The sequence below is a fragment of the Rhodanobacter sp. FW104-R8 genome (assembly GCF_001617365.1).
In the GTDB taxonomy this organism is placed as follows: domain Bacteria; phylum Pseudomonadota; class Gammaproteobacteria; order Xanthomonadales; family Rhodanobacteraceae; genus Rhodanobacter.
Window position 1 is genome coordinate 43,681 of the sequence record NZ_LVJR01000023.1, and the last position, 18,355, is coordinate 62,035.

Here is an 18,355-nt window from a genome sequence, read left to right on the forward strand (position 1 = left end):
ACCCTGCCTTCCCGTCAGTGTCATCACGCATCATCGGCGCCCCGTCATGGCGTCGACCGCAAGGGCGGCGCCGTTTCGTGTCGCGTGATAATGACACCGGTGGCTTCCCGGCCCAGCTCACGAAACGGCAGCCCTTCGCTGCGCAGCTGTCCCACCAGGTCGTCCGCGACCAACGCGATCGCATCGTGGCTGGCGCGCCAGCGCTGCTCGAACGTGGCGAGGTCGGCGATGTAGCCATCAGGCCGCGACGCCAAGCCGGGCGTCAGATCATCGGAATCCTGGTCGACCACGGTAACTGGCCGCCCGAGGTAGAACGGCAACGCCCGCAAATAGGCATGCACCGTGAATACTTCGGTGTGCGGTCCGAGCTCCGGTTGGATGAGGCGAGCGACCGGATCCGCGGAACGCATGTCGTTCAAGGGCTGCGATGACACTAGCGTGAGCTGCCACGCGATCAAGGTGGCCAGGGCAAGCCCATGGATGGCCGTACGGCGCCGGCCGCGATGCAACGCCCAGGTGCCCACCATCGCGGCGAGCGCCATCAGCACCAAGGCCAAAGACAAGCCGCTCAACACATCCTGCAACACGGCTTTCGGGATCGCCGTGCGCGCGGCGAGCGCGATTGCCGTGGCGGTGGCGGCACCCAGGGTCGTGAGCGTGGCGACCCACCAAAAACGGCGCACCAAGGCCTGCAGCGACAGCACCGTGGCTGCACGACCCAGCAGCAGCGCCAAAGCAGGAAACACCGGCAAAATGTAGAACGGCAGCTGGGAATGCGAGAACGAAAAGAACACGAAGACCACGCCCACCCATACCAGCAGGAAGCGTTGTGCGGGACCACCGGCACCAATGGCACGCCAACTGGTTTTGCTCCACGGCAACAGCAACGTCCAGGGAAACAGGCCGAGGAGCACGACGGGGAGAAAGAACCCAAAGACCTTGGAGCGACCGTCGGCCGAGGTCAAGAACCGCGTGAAATGCTCCCGGATGAAGAAATAGTCGAAGAAATCCGGATGCAGGCGGCATATCAAAATGAACCAAGGCGCGCACAGCACCAGCAGCACCAGTACACCGGGCACGAGGGACACGCGCCGCAGTACCCCCCAGTCACGCTGCCACAGCATGAAGATGCCCAGGATCATGCCGGGCAACACCACGCCGATGAGCCCTTTGGACAGCACCGCCAAGGCCAGCGCTGCCCACATCAGCAGATTCAGTCGCGTGCGCAGATGCCGTGCGGTCGGATCGAATTGCGCGACCAGAAAACACGCCATGCCCACGGCGAGAAACGCCGCAACCCCTATATCCAGCGTATTGATATGCGCGGCAAAGACGAACAGTAACGAGCTGCCGAGGATGACGGCCGCGTAGCCGCCCGCCTCACGACCGAAAAGCCGCGCCCCGGCCCAGCCGATCGCCACGATCGCCAGCAAACCGGTAAGCGCGCACCACAGGCGTGCGCTCCACGGATGCGCACCGAAGAGCGCATAGGCCGTCGCGCTGGCCCAGTAATGCAAGGGCGGCTTGTCGAAGAAATTGAAGCCATCCAGGCGGGGCGTGATCCAATCGCCGCTCGTGAACATCTCGTGGGCCACTTCCGCATACCGTCCCTCGTCGGGTTCGGCGAGCGCACGGCCAGCCAATCCGTAGAACCAGGCCGCGAGCCATCCGATCCCCAGTAGCACGGCGGCTGCGCTGAATCGCGCGTGCCACGCACCCGCTGGACGAACATCGTTCTGAGCCATGTGCTTGACGCTCATCGAGGGTCCTTGGTGGGAAGCGATGCGACGGCCACCGATGGCGGCGCGTCGGCGCGTGCCGTGCTGTGTAGCGGGGGCATCATCGGCACCTGACACGCCGTTTCGATCAGATAGATCGGCCGCTGTTTGACCTCGGCGTACACACGGCCGAGGTATTCGCCGACCACGCCCAATGCCAGCAGTTGTAGACCGCCCAGCACCAGGACCACGACCATCAGCGAGGGATACCCTTTGACCGGATCACCCCACAGCACGGCCTTGATGAAGGCCCCTGCGCCGTAGCTGAAAGCGCACACCGATGTGGCCACACCCACTGCCGTGGCCAGTCGCAGTGGCAAAATGGAAAACGAAGTGATGCCTTCCACTGCCAGATTGAACAGCCGCCAGTAGTTCCATTTGGTGCGACCCGCCTGGCGCGGGCTGCGCTGATACATGACCGCCGTATGGGGATAGCCGATCCAGCCGAACAGGCCCTTCATGAAACGTTGGCGCTCGCGCAACTGGCGCAGCGCGGCCACCGCACGCGCCGACATCAGGCGGAAATCACCGGTATCGTGCGGCACGTTGAACGCCGCCATGCGCGCCATCAATCGATAGAAGAGATGTGCCGTCGCTCGCTTGAACCAGCTCTCGCCTTCACGGTGTTCGCGAGTGGCGTAAACCACGTCGTAGCCATCGCGCCAGCGTGTCAGCAGGTCCGGAATGAGTTCGGGGGGATCTTGCAGATCGGCATCAATGATGACGATGGCATCGGCCTCATCCGTCACGGCGTCGAGACCCGCGGTCAGTGCGGCTTCCTTGCCGAAGTTGCGGCTCAAGCGCAGCGTGCCGATGCGCGGGTCTTGGCCCATCAGCCGGTTGAGTACGAGCCATGTGCCATCGCGACTTCCGTCATCGACATAGATCACCCGCGCATCGAGCGCCATCCCATCGAGCACGCCGACAAGACGCGCATGAAACAGGGGGAGCACTTCCGCTTCGTTGTACGCGGGCACCACAACGGTGAGGCGGATCGGGGCCACGAATATCCCTGCGCGCTATGACATCCGCGGCACAGTAGCGAGCGAGGCTCGTGCTGCCCCTCAACCATTTCTCAACTGTTCGTTAAGACACACTCGATGCGTCGATTCGCAACACTGCGAACGATTGTCGCTGGGAATAAGGCCTTGCCGAGTGAGTGAACGGGGTAGATGGCAGCACACTCTGGTCAGACACATTTTTCTGTGATGGCATACCCGCATCGACTTTCTATGGAAGAAGCCCTGATGCCTGTGAGCTACGTCACCGAGGAACAACGTGAGAGCTATGGTCGATACAACGGCCCACCTTCCAGCGATGATTTGGCGCGCTATTTCCATCTCGACGATGCAGATCGTGTGTATATCGCTCGCAGGCGCGGCCACGCGAATCGTCTAGGTATCGCGTTACAGCTCACGACACTCCGTTACCTTGGCGCGTTCCTCGATGACCCACTGGATCTTCCTTCGCTGGTGCTGTCCACCGTTGCCAAACAGTTGGGGATTACGGACACCGATCCCTCCCTCCATGGCTATCGCACGGGGGAGCTACGATGGGATCATCAGAGTGATATTCGTCGTCATTGCGGCTTTGTCGAAATCACCGAACCGTCCGTCGGCTTTCGATTGGGGCGTTGGCTGTATGCGTTGTGCTGGACGGGAACGGAGCGACCCAGCGTTCTGTTTGAGCGGGCAACGGCATGGCTCTTGACACATAAGGTGCTGCTGCCCGGTCGCAGCACGCTCGAACGGTTTGTCGCCCGTGTAAAGAGTCGCGTCGAAGAGCACCTATGGCGGCGATTGGGAACCAGCCTCTCCGATGAGCAGCGCGAACGACTGGAGCGCTTGCTGACCGTGCCGGCCGGCAGCCGAAATTCGCATCTGGATCAGCTGCGATCAGGTCCCGTCCGAGTCAGTGGCCCGTCACTCATCCAAGCGCTGACCCGGCTGCAGGTGGTCCGCGAACTCGGCATCGAGCTACCTACCGTAGCCCATCTTCCGGCCAGTCGAGTCACGGCACTGGCCCGCTTTGCGGGAGCTGCCAAAGCCAGCGCGGTTAGCCGTTTGCCCGATATTCGGCGCTTGGCCACCCTGGTAGCTTTCGTGCACTGCCTGGAAGCCACCGCGCACGACGATGCCGTCGAAGTCTTGGAAATGCTACTGCGGGACGTATTTGCCACGGCACGGAAAGAGGATCGAAAGACGCGTTTGCGCACGCTGAAAGACCTTGATCGGGCTGCCACCCTATTGGCCGATGCCTGCCAAGTGGTGTTGGACACCACACTCCCTGACAAGACGTTGCGCAAGACGCTGTTCGCCAAGGTGCCTCGTGACATCCTTGCACGGGCGCTTCAGGAAGTGAGCAACTTGGTGCGGCCACCCGACGATGTGTTTTATAGCGAACTGAGTGAGCGCTACCGACGCATTCGCCGCTTTCTGCCCTTCGTCTTGGAGAACCTTCGTTTCGGAGCAAGTCCGGCGGGTGAGGCGGTTGTTGCTGCCTATGAGTGGCTTCGTACGCACCCCGGACGATTCAAGGTCGATGACGATGTCCCTCGCGAGGTGATTCGCAAACGCTGGCAGCGCTATGCAGTACGCGAGGACGGCAGTATCGATCACCGGGCCTATACCTTCTGCGTGCTCGATGAACTGTACACGTCATTGCGCCGACGTGACGTGTTCGTCGCTCCCAGCTGGAAGTATGCCGATCCGCGCGCAGGCTTGCTCAACGGCAATGAATGGGAAACCGCGCGTCCCATCATTTGCCGCACGCTGGGTCTATCACCGACACCCTCGCCGACGCTCCTCGCGATCACCAAAGAACTGGATGACACCTATCGAGCAGTCGCTTCCCGACTGCCGGACAACCCAGCCGTGCGCTTCGAAGGAACGAACGAATTGGTCGTCAGTTCCCTCGACAAGCTCGAAGAACCCGCGTCCCTTCTGGCATTGCGCACCGCGGTCAATGCGCGTCTTCCGCGTGTGGACATCGAGGAAATTTTGCTGGAGATCGCCGCGCGTACCGGTTTCACCGATGCCTTCACGCATCTCACTGAACGCTCCGCTCGCGCCGCGGATCTCCCGATCAGTATCTGCGCCGTCTTGCTGGCCGAAGCGAGCAATACCGGATTCGAACCACTCATTCGCTCGGATATGGCCGCCCTGAAGCGGTCGCGTCTGTCGTGGGTCGACCAGAATTACTTCCGCAACGACACCATCACACCGGCCAATGCCATCTTGGTGGCGGCCCAGAACCGCTTGGTACTCGCCCAGCAGTGGGGAGGGGGAGAGGTGGCTTCGGCCGACGGCATGCGCTTCGTCGTTCCCGTGCGCACCGTCCATGCCGCCGCCAACCCGAAGTATTTTGGTCGAGAGCGCGGCGTGACTTGGTACAACCTGATCTCTGATCAGTTCAGCGGCCTCAATGACATCACCGTGCCGGGCACGTTACGCGACAGCTTGATCTTGCTGGGCGTCGTGCTGGAACAGCCGACCGAATTGCAACCGACCCAGATCATGACCGACACCGGCGCCTACAGCGATGTGGTGTTTGGATTATTCCGTCTATTGGGGTATCGATTCTGTCCGCGCTTGGCCGATGTCGGCGGCACGCGGTTTTGGCGTATTGATGCGCAGGCGGACTATGGTGATCTCAACGCCGTGGCACGCCAGCGTGTGAACATGCCATTGATCGAGCAGCAGTGGGATGACATTCTGCGGCTCGTGGGCTCGTTGAAACTGGGGTGCGTATCGGCAAACGGCATCATGCGGACCTTGCAGATTGGCGACCGTCCCACTCGCCTGGCACAAGCATTGGCGGAGTTTGGAAGGATTGAAAAAACGCTACATACGCTGACCTATATCGACGACGAAGCGAAACGACGCGGAACACTGACTCAGCTCAATCGCGGTGAAGGACGCCACAGCGTTGCGCGTGCGATCTTTCATGGAAAACGCGGCGAACTTCGGCAGCGCTACCAAGAAGGTCAGGAGGACCAGCTAGGGGCGCTGGGTCTGGTACTCAACATGGTTGTCTTGTGGAACACCATCTACATGGAGGCGGCATTGGACCAGTTACGTCAAGAAGGCTTTCCCGTACGCGATGAGGATGTCGCACGACTCTCGCCGCTAACCCACGACCACATCAACATGCTTGGACGGTATTCCTTTGCCGTGCCCGAGGCCGTAGCCCGCGGGGAGTTGCGTCCGTTACGGAATCCGGACGATGGCGAGGATGACTGACGGGGAGATGTCATCATCCGAAAAACATCTAAATCAATGTTTTTAAGTGGTAATTTTCCCTTATCCCGGTTTTCCGTTCCATTGCTCCCCGAACCCCAGCTTGGCGCAGATCAGGTAGCTGATGGCAATCAGGTGGCGGTCGGTGCCGTAGCCACGGGCGCGCGCCTTGGCAGCCTGGATGCGCCCATTGATCCCTTCGGCAAAGCCGTTGCTGAGGCCGGAGCGGAAGTGTTCGAGGATGCCGTCCCGATGCTTCTTGATGGTGGCCGCCAACCGCTTGAACGGCGTCAGCCGGCAACGCCGGGCCCAGCGGATCCAGCCATCGAGCAGCGCCTCGGCCTGCTCGATCATGCCGCCGCGAGCGAACACGTCGCGCAGCGCCTGCTTGAGCCGCCACGCCCGCGCCGTCTGCAGGTTCGTGCGCTGCAGCCAGTGCATCTGGTCGATCTGCGCGCGCGTCCAGTTCGCTGCATCCTTGAGCGTGCCCCAGCGGATGTGTTTCAGGTCACCCACCTGCTTGACCTCGGCGCGCCGCACTTGATCCAGCGCCGCGTTGGCCAGCGCCACCACATGGAACGGGTCGAAGCTGACCTTGGCGTTCGGGCAGTGCTCGCGCGTGCCGGCCTGGTAGGCCGCGCCCAAGTCCAGGCTGACGTCGGTGATCGCCTCGGCGTCGCCGCCGTGCGCTGCCAGATCCTCGGCGAAGGCCTTGAACGTCGCGGCGGTGCGGCCCTGCGTGGCAAACAGCAGGCGGCGCGCATCCAGGTCGCAGAACAGGGTCAGGAAGCGCTGCCCCTTGCGCGCACTGCGCTCGTCCGCGCTGATCCGGCGCACCTCGGCGTAGTCTTCGCGCGCACGCGCCGCGTTGACGTGGAAGTCCAACACACGCCAGATGCGGTCGTCGGAAACGCCCAGCAGCTGCGCCACCGCGTCCACCGGCATCTGCATGCACAATGCGATGACGAAGGCTTCCAGCGTTTCCGTGAACCCCGCACCCGCACGCGCCCACGGCACCCCGACTTGCGTGGTCTTCTCGCACTCCCGGCAGCCGACGCGCGGCACGTTGGCCCCGATGATGGCCCGGTACTGGAAGAAGTGCAGGTGTTGCCAGCGGCGCGACAGGCGATCATGGATGGGCTGATCGGCGGCACCGCACGCCGGGCAGGTCAGCCGTTTCGCCGTGTTCTCGACCGTGAATACGATGCGGCCTGCAGCCTGCTGAAAGTCGACGTTGACCACGCGCCACGGCGCGGCGAGCCCGAGGGCTTGAGTAAAGAGTGTTTCCATCGACCAAGCCTGCCTTCAACACGCCATCCATGGCAAGATCGGGCCGACGTCAACCACACCAAACGCGAGAGAGCCGAATCTATTTGCGGGATTGGCTGTCATCCTTGTGGCCTACGCCGTTGTGCGCTGGTATCGGCATCCCATGCTACGGATTGAAGCATTACTAAAAGGAGAAAATGAGGAAAGCATTGAATTCGAAGTGCTAGCTCGAAATCTTGGTCGGTTAAACTTCGCCACGAATGAAATCTATTGGCATATTTTTGTTGACGATAGAATTGAAATAGCAGCATCCACTCAAGAACCAGAATTCGACAAGCAAATTGTAGCTGGCAATACGATGAAGCATTTCAGCGGAGCAATTGATGGCGCGCTCTTTCCTAACCGACCATGGAACCTACTACGGATGACGGTGAAAAGACCGAACGCGAACGGCCTTGGGCTGCACTACTTCATTTCAACCGCATATGGTCAATTCCCTATATTTTTACGACGCTTAAATAATGGAGAATCTCGGCAACAGAATCTGCCGCGCTTTGCGGAGATCAATTCAAGTGGCTTGGTTAAATTGTAGGGAGCGTAGGGGCGAAAAACGGGGCCGAGTTCACTTACTCCATGAAGAAAAGCTTGCGCCGAAAATGAAGCCAGCCCTGTTCGCGAAACCCCTCCGCACAACCTGCGCCATCCCACCAAATGCAAACGGCCGGCACCTCGCGATACCGGCCGTTTGCGCTTGAGCGGCGACCGATCAGGCGGCCGCCTTGATCAGCCCTTCTGCCTCCATCGCCTTCTGCACCGCCGGCCGCTCCGCCACGCGCTTCTGGAAAGCCAGCAACGCCGGGAAGCCGGACAGGTCCAGGTCGATGTGCCTGGCCCAGTTGGTGACGGTGAACAGGTAGGCGTCGGCGGCGGTGAAATGGTCGCCCAGCAACCATAGCTGCTTAGCCAGCACGTCTTCGATCAACTGGTAGCGCTTCAGCAGGTATGCCTTGCGCTCGGCGCGGGTGGCCTCGGGCGTGTCCGGCTTGAACAGCGGGCTGTAGCTCTTGTGGATCTCGGAGTTGATGTAGCCCAGCATCTCCTGCAGGCGGTAGCGCGCCAGCGTGCCGTTGGCGGGCGCCAGGCCGCTCTCGGGCTTGAGGTCGGCCAGGTACTGCACGATCGCCGGGCCTTCGGTCAGCAGTTCGCCGTTGTCCAGCGCCAGCGCCGGCACGTAGCCCTTCGGGTTGACCTGCCAGAAATCCGCGCCGCCCTCGGTGCGCTTGGCCTTGCCGTCGACCTTTTCCAGCGGCAGCGCGATGCCGGCTTCCAGCGCCACGATGTGCGGCGACAACGAGCAGGCGCCCGGCGAGTAATAAAGCTTCATGTGTTTTCTCCGTGTTGGGGGCGTGGGGAAGAACCACCGCTGCGGCCGCGCGAGGCGGCTGCCTGCACGCGACACAGCGATGGCGGCATGCTAGCCATCATGGTTACCCATGGATACCACCTAACCATCGGTTAGCGGGAAAATGTAGTATCCCTCCGGTTACCGCACTCTCCGATGGAATTCCGATGGGCCTGCCCGTACGCAAGAGCAAGGTCACCGCACCGCCGGCCTGCCCGCTCACCGAGAGCCTGGCGCTGCTGCGCGGCGCGTGGGCGCCGAACGTGGTGTGGTACCTGAGCGCCGAACCGCGCCGCTTCGGCGAACTGCGCCACGACATCCCGCGCATCTCCGCGCGCGTGCTGAGCGCGCGGCTGCGCGAGCTGGAATCGCGCGGGCTGGTGACGCGGCGCGTGCTCGACACCTCGCCGCCGTCGGCCGAGTACGCGCTCACGCCACTCGGCCGCGAGCTGCTGCCGGCGATCCGGGCGCTGGCCAGCGTGGGCCAGAAGCTGATCGCGGAATGGGAAGCGGGGGCGTCGAAACGCGCACCCGCCGCCGCACGCGGAACGATCTCGGGCGGTCACCGGCAAGCCAGGGCGACCGGCCCATGACCACGCTCAGACTTCGTCCGAACCCTCGTTGACCCCCTCGAACAGGAAGGTCGACAGATACCGCTCGCCGGTATCCGGCAGCATCGCCAGCAGCACCGAGCCTTCGGGTGCCTCCGCGGCGACGTGCAGCGCCGCGGCCAGCGTGGCGCCGGAGGAAATACCGGTGAAGATGCCTTCCTGCTGCGCCAGCACGCGCGAGGTATCGCGGGCCAGCACGTCGTCGACCGGCACGATGCGGTCGACCACCTTGGGGTTCAGCACGGCCGGCACGAAGTCCGGCGTCCAGCCCTGGATCTTGTGCGGCTGCCATTCCTTGCCGGAGAGCAGCGCCGCGCCGGTCGGCTCGCTGGCGATGACCTTCACTTCCGGCCGCGCCACTTTCAGCACTTCGCCCACGCCGGTGAGCGTGCCGCCGGTGCCCCAGCCGGTGACGAAGTAGTCCAGCCGGCGGCCGGCGAAGTCGCGCAGGATCTCCGGCGCGGTGGTCTGCCGGTGATAGGCCGGGTTGGCCGGGTTCTCGAACTGGTTGGTGAAGAACCAGCCGTGTTTTTGCGCCAGCTCCACCGCCTTCGCCACCATGCCGGTGCCGCGCGCGGCGCCTGGCGTGAGCACCACCCTGCCGCCGTAGGCGCGGATCAGCTTGCGCCGCTCGAGCGAGAACGTGTCCGACATCACCGCCACGAACGGGTAGCCGCGCGCCGCGCAGATCGCCGCCAACGCCACGCCGGTGTTGCCCGAGGTGGCCTCGATCACGGTCTGGCCGGGTTTCAGAACGCCGCGCTGTTCGGCGTCGAGGATGATCGCCAGGGCAAGCCGATCCTTCACCGAGCCGGCGGGGTTGAACGCCTCCACCTTCACGTACAACTCGACGTGCTTCGGGGGGAGGCGATGGAGCCGGATGATCGGGGTATTGCCGATGGTGTCGAGGATGCTGTCGTGGATCACGGGAAGGCTCCGTTTGGCAGGGTGAAAAAGCGGTCGCGAAAGCATGCTCGCGCCCAGGTGAAACTACTGTCAGGCGCGGTGCACCGCCGCCAGCACGTCGGTGGCGACCGGGGCGGCCGCGCGCGCGGGGCGGATGTCGCGTACCGCGGCACCCAGCGGCGGCGCCCCGAACCAGGCCAGCGAAGTGGCCAGCGATGCCACTTCGCCCAGGATCAGCAAGGCTGGTGAACGCACCCCGTGAACCACGGCCCGTTCGGCCAGGTTGGCCAGGGTGCCGGTGACCACCCGCTGCTCCGGGCGCGAACCGTTCTCGACCAGGGCGAACGGCGTCGACGGGGCGCGGCCATGCCCGATCAGCCGGGCCTGCAGCTCGCCCAGCCCGGCCACGCCCATGTAGACGGCCAGGGTCTGCCGCTCCTGCGCCAACGCGGCCCAGTCCAGGCTGTCGTGCGAGGACTGGCAGTGCGCGGTGACGAAACGCACCGACTGCGCGTGGTCGCGATGGGTCAGCGGAACGCCTGCATGGGCCGCGCAAGCCACCGCCGCGGTGATGCCGGGCACCACTTCATACGGAATGTCGTGCGCGCGCAGGAATTCCAGCTCCTCGCCGCCGCGGCCGAACACGAACGGGTCGCCGCCCTTCAGCCGCACCACCCGCTTCCCGGCCCGCGCATGCCGCAGTAGCAGCGCGTGGATGCCGTCCTGGGTGGTGTGGTGGTGGCCGGCCTGCTTGCCGACCTCGATCCGCTCGGCGTCGCGCCGGGCCAGTTCCAGCACCTCGGGGCTGACCAGCCGGTCATGCAGGATCACGTCCGCCTCGTTCAGCGCACGCAGCGCGCGCAGGGTCAGCAGGCCCGGATCGCCGGGGCCGGCGCCGACCAGCACCACCGAGCCCGCCCGCGCGGGCGACGGCGCCGCCAGCGCCTGTTCGGCCGCCCGCCACGCCTCGTCCGGCCGGCCCTGGCGCAGCAGCGCGGCGACCGGGCCGGCGAACAGTGCCTCGTAGAAACCGCGCCGCGCCGCCGGCTGCGGATGGCGCAGGCGGATGCGCCGGCGCAGGCGCGCCGCCAGCGTGGCCAGCGCGCCCAGCGAATGGTCGAGCAGGGTTTCCAGCCGTTCGCGCAGCAGCCGTGCCAGCATCGGCGCCTCGCCGCCGCTGGAGATCGCGATGGTCAGCGGCGCGCGGTCCACCACCGCCGGCACGTGGAAGCTCGACAGCGCCGCGTCGTCGACCACGTTGACGAAGATCCGCCGCAATTCGGCGAAGGTGGCGATCAGCCGGTTCAGTTCGGCGTCGGAGGTGGCGGCCACCACCAGCCAGACCCGTTCCAGCCAGGCCTCGCGGAACGCATCGGGACGGTGGGCGATGCGCCCCGCCGCCGCCCAGCGCTGCAGTTGCGGCGTGAGCGTGGGCGCGTTCACCGTGACCTGCGCCTGCGCGCCGAGCAGGGCCGCCACCTTGCGCTCGGCCACCGCGCCGCCGCCCACCACCAGCACGGCGCGGCGGGACAGGTCGGCGAACAGGGGATAGAGCTTCATTCGGGCGGAACCGCATCGCGCAAGGGAGGGCGAAGCCACGCTACGCAGCCGTCACCGCCCCGGCAAATGATTTGCGCTTCCGCCGATATGCCGCCGCGTTATGACGCATGCCGGACCACGCCGCACTTGACCATTCACCAAAATAGACGTATAGACGTCCAATCATGACTCCCCTTTCCAACCAGAACGAACCCGCCCCCAACCCCTGGCCGGCCGCCTGCGCCCAGGCTCCATGCACGATGCCGGCTCGCGCCATGCGATGTATCCGTGTTCCGTCCGCGCCCCGATCCCACGATCCCGACCGCCCACGAGACCATCGCCATGACGCTGACCCAATTACGTTACCTCGTTGCCATCGCCGACTCCGGCCTCAACATCACGCTGGCCGCCGAGCGCGTCCACGCCACCCAGCCCGGCCTGAGCAAGCGGCTCAGGCAGCTTGAGGACGAGCTGGGCTTCCAGCTGTTCGTGCGCAAGGGCAAGAGCCTGGACGCGGTAACCCATGCCGGCCGCCACGTGCTCGAACGCGCCCGCACCATCCTCGCCGAGGCGGCCAACATCCGCTCGATCGCCGCCAATCTGCGCAACGAGGCGCACGGCGAGTTGCGCATCGCCACCACCCACACCCAGGCCCGCTTCGCCCTGCCCGCCGCGATCGGCGCGCTGAGCCAGAGCTATCCGCAGGTCAGCGTGCACCTGCAGCCGGGCCGCGACAGCGAAGTGCTGGCCCAGCTGGAGGCCGGCCGCGTCGACCTGGCGGTGATCAGCACGGCCGGCGCGCCGCCGGCCACGGGCATCGCGCTGCCGGCCTACCGCTGGCACCGGGTGATCGTGACGCCGCATGGGCATCCGCTGGGCGCGCGCGGGCAGCCGCCCACGCTCGACGAGCTGGCCGCCCTGCCGCTGGTCAGCTACGACTCCTCGCTGAAGGCCGACTCGTCGCTGAGGCGCGCGTTCGAGGCCGTCGACCTGCGCCCGCAGATCGCGATGACCGCCGGCGACGCCGACCTGATCAAGACCTACGTGCGCACCGGCCTGGGCGTCGGCGTGCTGGCCGAGATGGCGATGCTGGAAAGCGATACCGACCTGCACGCGCTGCCGGCCGACCATCTGTTCCCCCAGTGCACGACCTGGATCGTGCTGCGCCGCGAGAGCGTGCTGCGCGAATACGTGCTGGAGTTCATCTCGCAATTCGCGCCGCACCTGGACCGCCGCGACGTGGTGCGTGCGCTCGCCGCCGATACCGTGCCGGCCGAGTGGTCGGCGGTGCCGCACTGGCGCGAGCGTTCGCCCGCGGCGCTGCCCGATGCGGCCTGAAGCCTGATCGGCATCCCGCCGCGCCGGATGGGATGCCGGCGGGTTCGGGGCGGCGAGCCTACGCGAGGCTGTGCAGTCCGCATTCGCGCTTGAGCCCGAAGAAACGGGTGTCCTCGACGTCCATGCCCGGCTCCCAGCGATGGCTGGTGTGGCTGTCGCCGATCGAGACGTAGCCCTGCTGCCACAGCGGGTGGTAGGGCAGGCCGTGGCGCGCGAGGTACTGGCCGATGTCGCGATCGCTCCAGTCGGCCAGCGGGTGGAATTTCCAGCGGCCGTTGCGGATCCCGGCGAACTCGATCGCCGCCCGACTCCTCGATTGCCCGCGGCGCAGGCCGGCGAACCAACCCACCGCGTGCAGGTCGGCCAGCGCGCGCTGCATCGGCTCGACCTTGCGCAGCCGGTTGTAGCGGTCGAGCCCGGCCACGCCCTGCTCCCACAGCCGCCCGTGGCGCGCCTCCATCCAGGCGGGGCTGAGCGGCGAGCTGTACACCTTGAGGTTCAGCCCGAGCCGCTCGGTCAACTCGTCGACGAAGCGATACGTCTCGGGAAACAGGTAGCCGGTGTCGATCAGCACCACCGGCAGCTGCGGCCGCTGCCGCGTCACCAGGTGCAGCGAGACCGCCGACTGCGCGCCGAAGCTGGACGACAGCACGTGCTCGCCGGCGACGTTTTCCAGCGCCCACGCCACCCGGCGTTCGGCATCGAGCCGGGACAGCACGGCGTTCAATTCGGCCAGCGCCCGCGGCTCGTGCGGCGCCTGCTCGAGCAGCGCCGCGCTCACGCGACCAGCTCCGCCGGAATGCGCCGCGACGGCAGCGGCGCGAGGATGCCGGCGCGCAGCAGGAAATCGCCGAAGCCCTCGCCGTCCGTGCGCTCGGCGGCGTAGCGCGCGAACAGCGGATCGAGTGCGGCGAGGATCGCCGCCTCGTCCACGTTCTCGCGGTAGACCTGGTTCAGCCGCTGGCCGCTGAAGTCGGCGCCCAGGCGCAGGTCGTAGCGCCCCGGCCCGCGCCCGACCAGGGCGATCTCGCCGAGGTACGGCCGCGAGCAGCCGTTCGGGCAGCCGGACAGGCGCAGCAGGATCGGCGCGTCGGCGAGGCCGTGATGGTCGAGCCGCGCCTCCAGTTTCGGCAGCAGCGCCGGCAGGTAGCGTTCGCTCTCGGCCATCGCCAGGCCGCAGGTGGGCAGTGCCACGCAGGCGATCGCGTGGCGGCGGATCGCGCTCTGCCGGCGGTAGCCGTCCAGACCGTGCTCGCGCACGATCGCGTCGATGCGCTCGCGCTCGCCCGCCGCGACGTTGGCCACGATCACGTTCTGGTTGCAGGTCAGGCGGAAGTCACCGGCATGCGCCTTCGCCAGCTCGCGCAGGCCGGTGAGCCAGCGCCGTTCGCCGGTGTCGGCGAGCCGGCCGGATTCGATATGCAGGGTAAGATGCCAGCGGCCGTCGCCGCCCTCGACCCAGCCGTAACGGTCGCCGTTGTGTTCGAAGCGGTACGCGCGCGGCGCGGCAAGCGCGTACCCAAGGCGCGATTCCAGTTCGGCCTTGAACGCGTCCAGGCCGTGCCGGTCGAGCGTGTACTTCAGCCGCGCGTGCTTGCGTTCGGCACGGTCGCCCCAGTCGCGCTGCACGCCGATCGCCGCCTCGGCCACGCCGAACAATTGTTCAGGCGTGACGAAGCCGATCACGCTGGCCAGCCGCGGATAAGTGGTGGCGTCGCCATGGGTCGCGCCCATGCCGCCGCCGACGGCGATGTTGAAGCCGCGCAGCACGCCCTGCTCGGCGATCGCGATCAGGCCCAGGTCCTGGGCGAACACGTCGATGTCGTTGAGCGGAGGGATCGCCAGGCCGATCTTGAACTTGCGCGGCAGATAGGTGGCGCCGTACAGCGGTTCATGCTCTTCCACGGGGCGAGCGCCGCCATGCAGCTTCTCGCCGTCCAGCCAGATCTCGTGATAGGCGTGCGTCTTCGGCGCCAGTTCGGCGGAGAGCCGCGTCGCCCAGGCATACGCCTCGGCGTGCGCGGCCGATTCCACCGGATTCGCCGTGCTGACCACGTTGCGCACCACGTCGCCGCAGGCGGCGATGGTGGTGGCCAGCGCCTCGTGGATCGCCGCGATGGTCGGCTTCAGCCGGCGCTTGATGATGCCGTGCCACTGGAAGGTCTGCCGCGTGGTGATGCGCAGCGTGCCGTTGGCATGCTCGCGGGCGATGCGGTCGAACACCAGCCACTGCGCCGGCGTCACCACGCCGCCAGGCAGGCGCGCGCGCAGCATGAACGAGTACGCCGGCTCCAGCTTCTGCCGGCGGCGCTCCTCGCGCAGGTCGCGGTCGTCCTGCTGGTAGCTGCCGTGGAACTTCAGCAGCTTGGTGTCGTCGTCGCCGATCGCGCCGGTGACCGGGTCGGCCAGCCCTTCGGCGATGGTGCCGCGCAGATGGCGGCTGGCCGCCTTGATATGTTCGAGCTGAGAGGTCATGGGGTGCTTTTCTGAAGAGTGCGGCCATGGATGGCCGCTTCTTGACTCTCGCGTTCACGGATGAGCGCAGAAATAAATCTCAGTACACGTCGCGGGCGTAGCGGCCCTGTTGCAGGAGATCGCCGAGCCAGGCCTGCGCCTCCTCGGCGGAACGGTGGCCGTGGGCGGCGATCACGTCGACCAGCGCGGCATGCACGTCGCGGGCCATGTGCGTGGAGTCGCCGCAGACGTAGACATGCGCGCCGCCCTGCAGCCACGCGTACAGCTCGGCGCCACGCTCGCGCAAGCGCTGCTGGACGTAGGTTTTTTGCTCGGAGTCGCGGGAAAACGCCAGGTCGAGCCGATGCAGCGAACCGTCCTGCAGCGCCTGCTGCCACTCCACCTGGTAGAGGAAGTCGCTGGCGAAGTGGCGGTTGCCGAAGAACAGCCAGTTGCGGCCCGCGGCGCCGCTTTCGCGCCGCTCCTGCACGAACGCGCGGAACGGCGCCACGCCGGTGCCGGGGCCGATCATGATGATGTCGCGCGAGCCGTCGGCCGGCAGGCGGAAACGCTCGTTCGGCTCGATGAACACCGGCAGCCTGCCGTCCTCGGCGGCCGCGGCGAGGAACGAGGAGGCCGCGCCCCAGTGCGTGCTGCCGTGCGCCTCGTAATCGACCACGGCCAGGGTCAGGTGCACCTCCTCGCCCACCGCCTTCGCACTGGAGGCGATCGAATACAGCCGCGGCGCCAGCGGCCGCAGCGCGGACAGCAGCGCCTCGGGCTGCCAGGCGGCCGGGTAGCGGCGCAGCAAGTCGATCGGCTGGTCGCCGGCGAGCACCGCCGCCAGCTGCGCCGACCGCTCCGGCTGCAGCAGCCCGGCCAGTTCGTCATGGCCGCCGGCGGTCGCCAGCGCGGCGATGAAGCCGCGATGGAGCCGGGTGATCTCGCGCTCGCCCTCCAGCCATTGCCGCAACGGCAACGCGCGGCCCTGGTGGCTCACCTCGACCGTGCCATCGAGCTGCAGCACCTCCAGCCACTGCGCCACCAGCGCGGGCGGATTGCGCGGCCACACGCCCAGCGCGTCGCCGGGCTGGTAGCGCAGGCCGGAGCCTTCCAGCGACAGCTCGACATGCCGCACGTCGCGCGCACTGCCGCGCGCCACGATGCGCTGGTTGGCCAGCACCGCGGCCTGGAACGGCTGCTCGCGCGACCAGGCGCTGCGGCTGGGCACGACGTGCAGCGGGGTCGCCCGCACCGGTGCGCCGGCCTGCCGCAGCCGCTCCCGCGCCTGTTCCAGCGCCTGCTCCACCCACGGCCCGGCCACCGCCTCGAGTTCCACGTCCGCCTCGCCGAAGGCGGCGATGCGGCTACCGCCCAGCTCGGCCAGCCGCGCGTCGAGCTGGCGCCCGATCGTGCAGAACTGCGGGTAGCTCGAATCGCCCAGCCCCAGCACGGCGAACTGCAGCGCCGGCAGCTTCGGGGCGCGCTTGCCGCTGATGAACTCGAACAGGCCGCGCGCGTCGTCCGGCGGTTCGCCGTCGCCCTGGGTGCTGATCACCACGAGCAGGTGGCGTTCCTGCGCCAGCTCGCGCTGCGGGTAGGCATCGGCGCGCAGCAGCCGCACCGGCAGGCCGGCCGCCTCGCCCCGGCTGGCCAGCTGCTCGGCGATGCGCTTCGCGTTGCCGGTCTGGCTGCCGTAGACGATGCTCAGCCGCTCGGCGGTCCGCCCGGCGACCGCGACGGGGATGTCCTGCGGCGCCTGCGCCGCCTGCGCCGCGCTCCACGCGGCGATCCAGTACAGCTGGGCCGCCGTCAGGCTCTCCAGCTCGCGGATCAGCCTGGTCAGCTTTTCGGCATCCAGGCTCGGCGCTGGAAGGTTCGGCACGGCGACGGTATTCACGATGACTCCATTTGGACGTCCAAACTCTCGATGTGAAAAATATTTTCCGGACGCCCTTCTTGGAAAGGATGTGTCGGCATGTGCATATGCCGAGAGCTTATTTCCGCGCCATGAGGCCGCTTCCGATACTTGCTACACTTTTGCATCGCGCACGGATGTCTCCTGCCATGCCTCCGCTTTCCGAATTCCTCACCTTCGCTGCCGTGGGCGCGTTCGCCCAACTGGTCGACGGCGCGCTGGGCATGGCTTACGGCGTCGTCTCCGCGGCGATGCTGCTTGGGCTGGGGTTGCCGCCGGCCGTGGCCAGCGCCAGCGTGCACTACGCCGAGACCTTCACCTGCGGCGCCTCCGGCCTCAGCCATCTGGCGGCCGGCAACGTGCGGCGGCGGCTGTTCTGGACGCTGGCCATCCCCGGCGTGATCGGCGCCGTGATCGGTGTCTACGTGGTCACCCATGTCCCTGCAAGCTGGATGCGGCTGCTGCTCACCCCCTACATGCTTGGCATGGGCGTGTTCCTGCTGCGGCGGGCGACCCGGGGCGACCGCAGCCATGACGACGTGGTGCCGCGCGCGGCCCGCCCGCTGGGGCTGGTGGCCGGTTTCGCCGATGCCGTGGCCGGCGGCGGCTGGAGCGCCCTGACCGTGACCACCCTGGTCGCCCGCGGCGCCACGCCGCGCACGGTGATCGGCACCGTGCACCTGGCCAAGTGCGTGGTCAGCGCCGCCGCCAGCGTCAGCTTCCTGCTGCACGTCGGCGCCACCAACGGCGTGGCCGTGCTCGGCCTGATCGTCGGGGGCGTGACCGCCGCGCCGCTGGGCGCCCTGCTCGTCCGGCACATGCCGGCACGGGCCGCGACGTTGCTGGCCGCCACCGCGGTGCTGGTGCTGGGGCTCAACACCGTGGTGAAGGCGCTGCACTGA

The 18,355-nt window shown here is 66.6% G+C and carries 13 protein-coding genes and 1 pseudogene; 5 read left to right on the forward strand and 9 right to left on the reverse strand.

The window, feature by feature from the left end; all coding sequences use genetic code 11:
- Window positions 1-44 precede the first annotated feature (44 nt).
- Both RHOFW104R8_RS06710 and RHOFW104R8_RS06715 read right to left on the reverse strand, forming a co-directional pair.
- Window positions 45-1,760, reverse strand: coding sequence for a glycosyltransferase family 39 protein (locus RHOFW104R8_RS06710; RefSeq protein WP_027484973.1), 1,716 nt, complete (start codon window positions 1,758-1,760; stop codon window positions 45-47).
- Window positions 1,757-2,782: a glycosyltransferase family 2 protein gene (locus tag RHOFW104R8_RS06715; protein WP_027484972.1), complete on the reverse strand. Its 1,026-nt coding sequence runs from the start codon at window positions 2,780-2,782 to the stop codon at window positions 1,757-1,759. The genes RHOFW104R8_RS06710 and RHOFW104R8_RS06715 overlap by 4 nt, the downstream gene beginning before the upstream one ends.
- A gap of 243 nt (window positions 2,783-3,025) precedes the next feature.
- On the opposite strand from RHOFW104R8_RS06715, the gene RHOFW104R8_RS06720 reads away from it, so the two are divergent.
- Window positions 3,026-6,019 carry a Tn3 family transposase gene (locus tag RHOFW104R8_RS06720; RefSeq protein ID WP_027484971.1) on the forward strand — a complete coding sequence of 998 codons (2,994 nt, stop codon included), beginning with the start codon at window positions 3,026-3,028 and terminating at the stop codon, window positions 6,017-6,019.
- A 60-nt stretch (window positions 6,020-6,079) separates the two neighbouring features.
- On the opposite strand, the gene RHOFW104R8_RS06725 is transcribed toward RHOFW104R8_RS06720, so the two are convergent.
- Window positions 6,080-7,306 carry an ISL3 family transposase gene (locus RHOFW104R8_RS06725; protein WP_068090982.1) on the reverse strand — a complete coding sequence of 409 codons (1,227 nt, stop codon included), beginning with the start codon at window positions 7,304-7,306 and terminating at the stop codon, window positions 6,080-6,082.
- A gap of 106 nt (window positions 7,307-7,412) precedes the next feature.
- Between RHOFW104R8_RS06725 and RHOFW104R8_RS17305 the strand changes: the two genes are divergently transcribed.
- Window positions 7,413-7,877, forward strand: coding sequence for a hypothetical protein (locus RHOFW104R8_RS17305; protein ID WP_153021643.1), 465 nt, complete (start codon window positions 7,413-7,415; stop codon window positions 7,875-7,877).
- Window positions 7,878-8,051: 174 nt separating this feature from the next.
- Here the strand turns inward: RHOFW104R8_RS17305 and gstA are convergent, their stop codons facing one another.
- On the reverse strand, window positions 8,052-8,669 hold the full coding sequence (gene gstA / locus RHOFW104R8_RS06730) for a glutathione transferase GstA (RefSeq protein WP_068090984.1): 618 nt from the start codon (window positions 8,667-8,669) through the stop codon (window positions 8,052-8,054).
- Between the two features lie 185 nt (window positions 8,670-8,854).
- Here gstA and RHOFW104R8_RS06735 point away from each other — a divergent pair, with 185 nt between their 5' ends.
- The gene (locus RHOFW104R8_RS06735) at window positions 8,855-9,280 is read left to right on the forward strand and encodes a helix-turn-helix domain-containing protein (RefSeq protein WP_068090986.1); all 426 of its coding nucleotides are present in this window, start codon (window positions 8,855-8,857) and stop codon (window positions 9,278-9,280) included.
- A gap of 6 nt (window positions 9,281-9,286) precedes the next feature.
- Here the strand turns inward: RHOFW104R8_RS06735 and cysK are convergent, their stop codons facing one another.
- The gene (cysK, locus tag RHOFW104R8_RS06740) at window positions 9,287-10,225 is read right to left on the reverse strand and encodes a cysteine synthase A (protein WP_201028775.1); all 939 of its coding nucleotides are present in this window, start codon (window positions 10,223-10,225) and stop codon (window positions 9,287-9,289) included.
- A gap of 69 nt (window positions 10,226-10,294) precedes the next feature.
- Window positions 10,295-11,764 carry a siroheme synthase CysG gene (cysG, locus tag RHOFW104R8_RS06745; RefSeq protein WP_068090990.1) on the reverse strand — a complete coding sequence of 490 codons (1,470 nt, stop codon included), beginning with the start codon at window positions 11,762-11,764 and terminating at the stop codon, window positions 10,295-10,297.
- Between the two features lie 321 nt (window positions 11,765-12,085).
- Between cysG and RHOFW104R8_RS06750 the strand changes: the two genes are divergently transcribed.
- Window positions 12,086-13,081, forward strand: a complete 996-nt coding sequence (locus RHOFW104R8_RS06750) for a LysR substrate-binding domain-containing protein (RefSeq protein WP_068091133.1) — start codon at window positions 12,086-12,088, stop codon at window positions 13,079-13,081.
- A gap of 58 nt (window positions 13,082-13,139) precedes the next feature.
- On the opposite strand, the gene RHOFW104R8_RS06755 is transcribed toward RHOFW104R8_RS06750, so the two are convergent.
- From RHOFW104R8_RS06755 to RHOFW104R8_RS06765, 3 genes and pseudogenes are all read right to left on the reverse strand, one after another.
- Window positions 13,140-13,862, reverse strand: coding sequence for a phosphoadenylyl-sulfate reductase (locus RHOFW104R8_RS06755; RefSeq protein WP_068090992.1), 723 nt, complete (start codon window positions 13,860-13,862; stop codon window positions 13,140-13,142).
- Window positions 13,859-15,559, reverse strand: a pseudogene (cysI, locus tag RHOFW104R8_RS06760) (assimilatory sulfite reductase (NADPH) hemoprotein subunit); the annotation flags it as partial. The pseudogene cysI and the gene RHOFW104R8_RS06755, both read right to left, overlap by 4 nt.
- A gap of 76 nt (window positions 15,560-15,635) precedes the next feature.
- Entirely contained in the window at window positions 15,636-17,435 is a 1,800-nt protein-coding gene (locus RHOFW104R8_RS06765; protein WP_068090996.1) for an assimilatory sulfite reductase (NADPH) flavoprotein subunit, read from the reverse strand.
- Window positions 17,436-17,602: 167 nt separating this feature from the next.
- Between RHOFW104R8_RS06765 and RHOFW104R8_RS06770 the strand changes: the two genes are divergently transcribed.
- Window positions 17,603-18,355, forward strand: a complete 753-nt coding sequence (locus RHOFW104R8_RS06770) for a sulfite exporter TauE/SafE family protein (RefSeq protein ID WP_068090998.1) — start codon at window positions 17,603-17,605, stop codon at window positions 18,353-18,355.